Annotated in this window: 7 protein-coding genes and 1 tRNA gene; 5 read left to right on the forward strand and 3 right to left on the reverse strand. The window is 69.5% G+C overall.

Annotated elements, in window-relative coordinates:
* The 3 genes from mrdA to VI078_07970 form a co-directional block, all read left to right on the forward strand.
* Positions 1-1,446 (forward strand): penicillin-binding protein 2 (gene mrdA / locus VI078_07960; protein HEY5999222.1); only part of this gene is annotated, 1,446 nt, incomplete at its 5' end.
* Entirely contained in the window at positions 1,443-2,576 is a 1,134-nt protein-coding gene (rodA, locus tag VI078_07965) for a rod shape-determining protein RodA (GenBank protein ID HEY5999223.1), read from the forward strand. The genes mrdA and rodA, both read left to right, overlap by 4 nt.
* Before the next feature lie 180 nt (positions 2,577-2,756).
* Complete coding sequence (locus tag VI078_07970) at positions 2,757-3,251, forward strand: Rrf2 family transcriptional regulator (protein HEY5999224.1); 495 nt, start codon at positions 2,757-2,759, stop codon at positions 3,249-3,251.
* A gap of 79 nt (positions 3,252-3,330) precedes the next feature.
* Here the strand turns inward: VI078_07970 and VI078_07975 are convergent, their stop codons facing one another.
* The 3 genes from VI078_07975 to VI078_07985 all read right to left on the reverse strand — a co-directional run bounded on the left by VI078_07975 (position 3,331) and on the right by VI078_07985 (position 4,920).
* Positions 3,331-3,786: an Hsp20/alpha crystallin family protein gene (locus tag VI078_07975; GenBank protein HEY5999225.1), complete on the reverse strand. Its 456-nt coding sequence runs from the start codon at positions 3,784-3,786 to the stop codon at positions 3,331-3,333.
* Positions 3,787-3,876: 90 nt separating this feature from the next.
* Positions 3,877-4,752, reverse strand: a complete 876-nt coding sequence (locus VI078_07980) for a PHP domain-containing protein (GenBank protein ID HEY5999226.1) — start codon at positions 4,750-4,752, stop codon at positions 3,877-3,879.
* A 92-nt stretch (positions 4,753-4,844) separates the two neighbouring features.
* Positions 4,845-4,920: transfer RNA gene (locus VI078_07985), tRNA-Gly, on the reverse strand.
* A 307-nt stretch (positions 4,921-5,227) separates the two neighbouring features.
* On the opposite strand from VI078_07985, the gene VI078_07990 reads away from it, so the two are divergent.
* Together VI078_07990 and VI078_07995 are read left to right on the forward strand one after the other, a co-directional pair.
* Complete coding sequence (locus VI078_07990; protein ID HEY5999227.1) at positions 5,228-5,557, forward strand: zinc ribbon domain-containing protein; 330 nt, start codon at positions 5,228-5,230, stop codon at positions 5,555-5,557.
* 12 nt (positions 5,558-5,569) lie between these two features.
* Positions 5,570-5,809, forward strand: coding sequence for a cytoplasmic protein (locus tag VI078_07995; GenBank protein ID HEY5999228.1), 240 nt, complete (start codon positions 5,570-5,572; stop codon positions 5,807-5,809).
* Positions 5,810-5,945: the final 136 nt, after the last annotated feature.

Genomic DNA, 5,945 nt, shown 5'->3' on the forward strand with positions numbered 1-5,945 from the left:
GAGGCGCTGCGCTACGACCACCCCGGCATCCTCGTCGAGGTCGAGCCGCGCCGCAGCTACCCGCAGGGAACGCTCGCCTCCCACGTGCTCGGCTACGTCGGCCAGATCAGCCCCGCCGAGCTCAAGGCGCGCGCCGACCTCGGCTACCGCCCCGGGGACCACATCGGCAAGATGGGCATCGAGAAGGAGCTGGACGCGGACCTGCGGGGCCGCGACGGCTCGCAGCAGGTGGAGGTGGACTCGCTCGGGCGGGGCGTGCGCGTGCTCACGAGCATCCCGCCGGTGCCCGGCCGTTCCGTCACCCTGACCCTCGACCTGGCGCTCCAGCAGGCGGCGGAGGAGTCGCTCGCGGGGCGGGCCGGCGCGGTGGTCGCGATCGACCCGCGCGACGGCGGCGTGCTGGCGGCCGTGAGCAGCCCGCCGATCGACCCGAACGCGTTCAGCCACGGGCTGACGCAGGCGGCGTGGGAGCAGCTCAGCCGCGACCCGCTGCGCCCGCTCCAGAACCGCATCGCGCAGGCGCAGTACCCGCCGGGCTCGGTCTTCAAGATCGTGACGGCGGTGGCGGCGCTCGAGACGGGCGCGATGACGCCCGAGACGTCCATCGCGTGCCGCGGCTCGATGCGCTACGGGAACCGCGACTTCCGCTGCTGGAAGCGCGCGGGGCACGGCGCGATCTCCCTGCACCGCGCGGTCGTGGAGTCGTGCGACGTCTACTTCTACCAGGCCGGCCTGAGGGCGGGGATCGACGCCATCGCCGATGCGGCGCGCCAGCTCGGGCTGGGCAGCCCCACGGGGCTCGAGGTCCTGTCGGAGGCGCCGGGCCTGATCCCGGACTCGGCCTGGAAGAGGCGCGTCCGCGGCGAGCCCTGGTACTCGGGCGAGACACTCTCGGCGGCCATCGGCCAGGGGTACGACCTCGTGACGCCGCTGCAGGCCGCCGTGCTCGCCGCGACCGTCGCCAACGGCGAGGCCCTGCTGCGGCCGCACCTGGTGCGGCGCGTGAGCGAGGCCGACGGCACCGTCATCCGGCGGAGCGACCCGGCCGTCGTGCACCGGCTCACGCTCAAGCCCGAAACGCTCGCCGAGGTGCGACGGGGGCTGTGGGGCGTCGTCAACGAGCCGGGCGGGACGGCGGCGTCGGCGCGCGTGCCGGGGCTGTGGATCGCCGGCAAGACCGGGACGGCGCAGGTCGTGGGCATGGCGGCGGGGGAGCGCCGGGCCGCCGTGGGCGGCGAGAGCGGCGACCACGCGTGGTTCGTCTGCTTCGCGCCGGGCGGGACCGCGCAGGTGGCGATCGCGGCGATCATCGAGCACGCCGGGCACGGCGGGACGGAGAGCGCGCCGGTGGCGCGGCGGCTGCTGGCCGAGCTCAAGAGCCTCGGCTACTTCGACCAGGGCGTCGCGCTGCTGGGGGGCGAAGGCGGGCAAGGGGCGTCGCCGTGATCGACCGCCGGCTGCTCCGCGACTTCGACTGGGGGATACTCGTCCTGACCGCCGGCCTCGCCGCGGTCGGCGCGGTCGGGGTCTACAGCGCGACCCACGTCGAGGGGGGCGGCGCGTCGCCGATGTTCGTCGACCATCTCGGCCGCCTGGCGGTCGGCTTCCTCGCGCTGCTGGCCGCGACCGTTGTCGACTACCGGATCGTGCTGCAATACGCGTGGCACGGCTACGCCGTCGCGGTGGCGGCGCTGGTGGCCGTCGACGTCGTCGGGATGGTCGGCATGGGGGCCCAGCGCTGGCTCTCGCTCGGGTTCGTCAGCATCCAGCCCTCCGAGTTCTTCAAGCTCGCGCTGGTGCTCGTCCTCGCCCGCTACTTCGGCGGGCTCAAGAAACCCTCGCCGTTCGCCGCGGGGGATCTCTGGCCGATAGCCGTCGCCGTCGTGGTCCCGTTCCTGCTGGTGCTCAAGCAGCCGGACCTGGGCACGGCGGTGATCATCGCGGGTATCTTCGCGGCGATGCTCTTCGTGGCAGGGGCGGAACTGCGTCTGTTCGGCGTCGCGGCGGGCGGGGCGGGGGGCCTGGCCGCGCTGTTCGCACTGCTCATGAAGCTCGGGCTGTTCAACCCGCTCGGCCTGCTGCGGGAGTACCAGCTGCGGCGGATCAAGGTCCTCTTCGACCCGGCCCTGGACCCGCTCGGGGCGGGGTACCACATCAGCCAGTCGAAGATCGCCATCGGTTCGGGGGGCCTCGCGGGCAGGGGCTACCTCCACGGGACGCAGAGCGGGCTGAAGTTCCTCCCGCAGCAGCACACGGACTTCATCTTCTCGGTCATCTCGGAGGAGTGGGGCTTCGTCGGGGCGGTCGTGGTGATCGCGCTCATGGTCTGCCTCGTCCTCTTCGCGGTGCACACGGCGAGCCGGGCGCGGGATTTCGCCGGGAGTCTGCTGGCGATGGGCGTGGCCACCGTCTTCGCGCTGCACTGCGCCATCAACATCGGCATGACGACGGGCATCTTCCCGGTCGTGGGCATCCCCCTGCCGCTGTTGAGCTACGGCGGGTCGTCGGTGTTGGTGAACTTCGCCGGGATCGGGCTGGTCATGAACGTCCGGATGCGCAGGTACGTCTACTCGTAGGGCCGGCACGCCCCTGAGACGAAGCGTATCTTCCTGAAATACACGGTGACCTGTGGTCGAGAACACAAGCACTTGACAAAGATATTACACTCTAGTAAGTCTATAGGCAGACGGTGGCGTATGGTTCGCCACGGCTTACGATCGGCCGGATGGATCCGGCCCGAGGCAGAGGAGGAGGCAATGCGTCTCACGACCAAGGGCAGGTACACTCTCTACGCACTCCATGAACTGGCGAAAGGCGATGGGGCATCGCCCACCGCGCTCAGCGTCATCGCCAAGGACCGGGACCTCTCGTTGAACTACCTCGAGCAGCTCTTCGTCCGTCTCCGGAAGGGCGGGCTGGTCACGAGCGTCCGCGGGCCCCGCGGCGGCTACCGGCTGAGCCGGAGCCCGAAGGAGATCACCATCGGCGAGATCCTGCGCGCCTCGGGGGAGGACGTCTTCCCGGTCCACTGCTGCAAGGAGTTCGCCGAGGCTGGAAAGAAGTGCCCCCAGGTCGACACCTGCAAGGCCCACCATCTCTGGGAGGCGCTCGGGGACACCATCAACGGCTTCCTCGACTCGACGACGCTGGATGACGTGGACAAGTTCGTGCCGGCCGCTCCCGTCGCGGCCCTGACCGGGCTCGGCGCGGCGCGTGGCGCTCGCGAGCTGAAATACGCCTCCGGGCAGTAGCCCGGCCCCGGCGGGGGACGGGAGCCGGGGGCATGAGCCGAAGCGCGTGCCCCCGGCCGTTCCCGCCCGAGTAGAGTCCTCAGCTCTGGGCGACGTCGATCTTGATCTGCTTGGGCGTGACCTCTTCCTTCTTCGGGAGGGTCACCTTGAGGACGCCGTCCTTGTAGGCGGCCTTGATCCCTTCCCGATCCACCGTCCGCGGGAGCGTGAAGGCGCGGTTGAAGGCACCGTACGCCCGCTCGATCCGGTGGTAGTTCTCCTCCTTGACCTCCTTCTCCATCCTGCGCTCGCCTGCGATGCTCAGGAGGTTGTCCTCGACCTTGATGTCGATGTCCTTCTCCTGCATCTCGGGAAGCTCGGCCTTGAGGACGATCTCCTTGTCGGTCTCGTAGATGTCCACAGCCGGCGCCCACGCCGCGCTCGACAGCCCCTCGTCGGCGCGGTACGGGGCCTTGACGACATCGTCGAAGAGCCTGTTCATGCGATCCTGGAACGTCGACAGCTCACGGAAGGGTGTCCACCTGATGACAGCCATCTCGTCCTCCTCTCGGTGCTTGTTGATGGACGGAATATATGTATTGAGTCTGAGAGTGTCAATGCTCTGCGAAAAAAAATAGTGTGACGACTACAAGCTCACGAAACGCAATAGCTTTTTCAGCTCTTCCGGAGGGGTAGACGTCGATCCAATCCCGGCCTCATCCTTGCCTGCTCCGTGAAAGTCTGACCCGCCGGTGGCGATGAGATCGAACTTGGCACACACCTTGCGGTACCGGGAAACGTCCGCGAAGTCGTGCCTGGGGTAGTAGACCTCCAGTCCCCGCACGCCGAGCCGGATCAGGTACTCGATCAGCTCGTCCCGCCGGGTGACGCCGGGGTGCGCCAGGACGGGAACCCCGCCCGCCTCGCGGATCAGGTCGATGGCCTCGCGCATGTTGAGCAGCTGGCGCCGGACGTAGGCCGGCCGGCCGGCGCCGATCCAGCGTCGGAAGGCCTCGCCGAGGTCCGCGACCCGCCCGAGCCGCACGAGGGCGGCGGCCAGGTGGAGTCGGCCGACGATGCCGCCGCCGGTCTCCGCCCGGACGTCGTCGAGCGTGACGCCCACCCCGTGGCGCTCGAGGGCGGCCAGCATCTTCTCCATGCGGTCCAGCCGTTCGCCGGCCAGCAGGTCGAGCGTGTTCTGGAGCGTGCGGCCCTTCGCGTCGATGCCGTAGCCGAGCAGGTGGATCTCGTCGTCGCCGACCCCGACGCCCAGCTCGATCCCGGGGACGAAGAGGATGCCGGCCTCGCGGCAGGCCTCGCGCGCCTCGGGTATGCCGCGGACGCTGTCGTGGTCGGTGAGCGCGAGCGCGGCGACGCCCGCGGCCTTTGCCCGGCGGACCAGTTCGGCGGGGGCGAGTTTCCCGTCGGAGTGGCACGAGTGCAGGTGCAGGTCAGCCGGGGCGCCGGCCGGAGGCCGCGGCGGGGGTGCCGTGCGTGGACGCGCCGAGCCGCGGTGCTTCACGGGGCGCCCAGGGGATTGTTCATTCGAGTCCTTCCTTCGGCCGCACCGCTGCCGGCCGTTCTTCGTCCGCCCATGTCCTGCGGCGGATGGGGTGGAGCGGGCGACGGGGTTCGAACCCGCGACTCCAAGCTTGGGAAGCTTGTACTCTACCAGCTGAGCTACGCCCGCCCAATCGGCCGCTTGGTGCCAATTGGGGGCATCATAGCGTCGGCGGGGGAGAAGTCAATATGGAGGGGGCGTCAATCGGCGCGAAACGCGCGGATCGGCGGAGGCAAGCCTGTCAACTGGTCTCGTGAGCAAGACCTTGCTGGTTGTGGTACCTGTCAACTGGTCTCGTGAACGAAACCTTGCCCGTTGTGGCAGTTGAGATGCCTGCCGTCCTGCTGGACCTGCGCGTGCGCGCGGGTCTGTGCCTTGCATTTTTCGCCGTCGCCGCCTATAGTTCGGCGCCGCACGCAGAAGAAGGAGTATCCGGATGCCGATCTACGAGTACCAGTGCGATTCGTGCGGTGCCCAGCGGGAGGTCTTCGTGAGGTCCACCGACGCGCCCCGGCCGAGCTGCCCGTCCTGCCGCAAACGGATGCGCCGCGTGATCTCCCAGACCGCGTTCGTCCTCAAGGGGTCCGGATGGTACGTCACGGACTACCCGAGCGAGGCGCGCAAGAAGGGGATGGACGCGGAGAAACTTCCGGCCGCGGCGCCCGCGGCGGCCGCGGAAGCGAAGAAGAAGGAGCCGGCGAAGCCGGCTGCGCCGGCCGCCCCGGCCGCGCAGGGCGGGGCCAGGGGCCGCAGGAAGAAGCCGTAGCTGGAGCCCCCCGTGAGCCAGCCGCGGCATCCGAACCACCCGCAGCGCCCGCGCCGCGCGCCCGCCTTCGGCGATCTGCAGGCCTCCGAGCTGTTCTGCCCGCGCTGCCAGGCCTCGCGGCCGGTGCGCGAGCGGCTCCTGCTCGTGCTCCCCGACGGCGAGCTGCTCGAGTACCGCTGCGCGGCCTGCGGCACGTCGCTCGGCACCCGCAAGGTCACCGCCCGTCCCCCGGGACGTCTCTCACTGCCCTAGCCCGGATTATTCATCAGGCATGTAACAAAGAGGGGTGCTGCCAGGTATAAGTTGTTGATCTTGCGAGGAAAAACAACTTAACCGAAAGGCCGCACCCCATGACAGAGTGTAGCACACAGCTGAGCTTTGAGGGCAT

The sequence above is a fragment of the bacterium genome, from assembly GCA_036524115.1.
GTDB lineage: Bacteria > JAUVQV01 > JAUVQV01 > JAUVQV01 > DATDCY01 > DATDCY01.

Excerpts from the sequence above, each read along its gene's own strand:
- VI078_07975 (HEY5999225.1), bottom strand. The coding sequence starts at position 3,786 with ATGGCTGTCATCAGGTGGACACCCTTCCGTGAGCTGTCGACGTTCCAG.
- VI078_07990 (HEY5999227.1), top strand. The coding sequence starts at position 5,228 with ATGCCGATCTACGAGTACCAGTGCGATTCGTGCGGTGCCCAGCGGGAG.
- VI078_07970 (HEY5999224.1), top strand. The coding sequence starts at position 2,757 with ATGCGTCTCACGACCAAGGGCAGGTACACTCTCTACGCACTCCATGAA.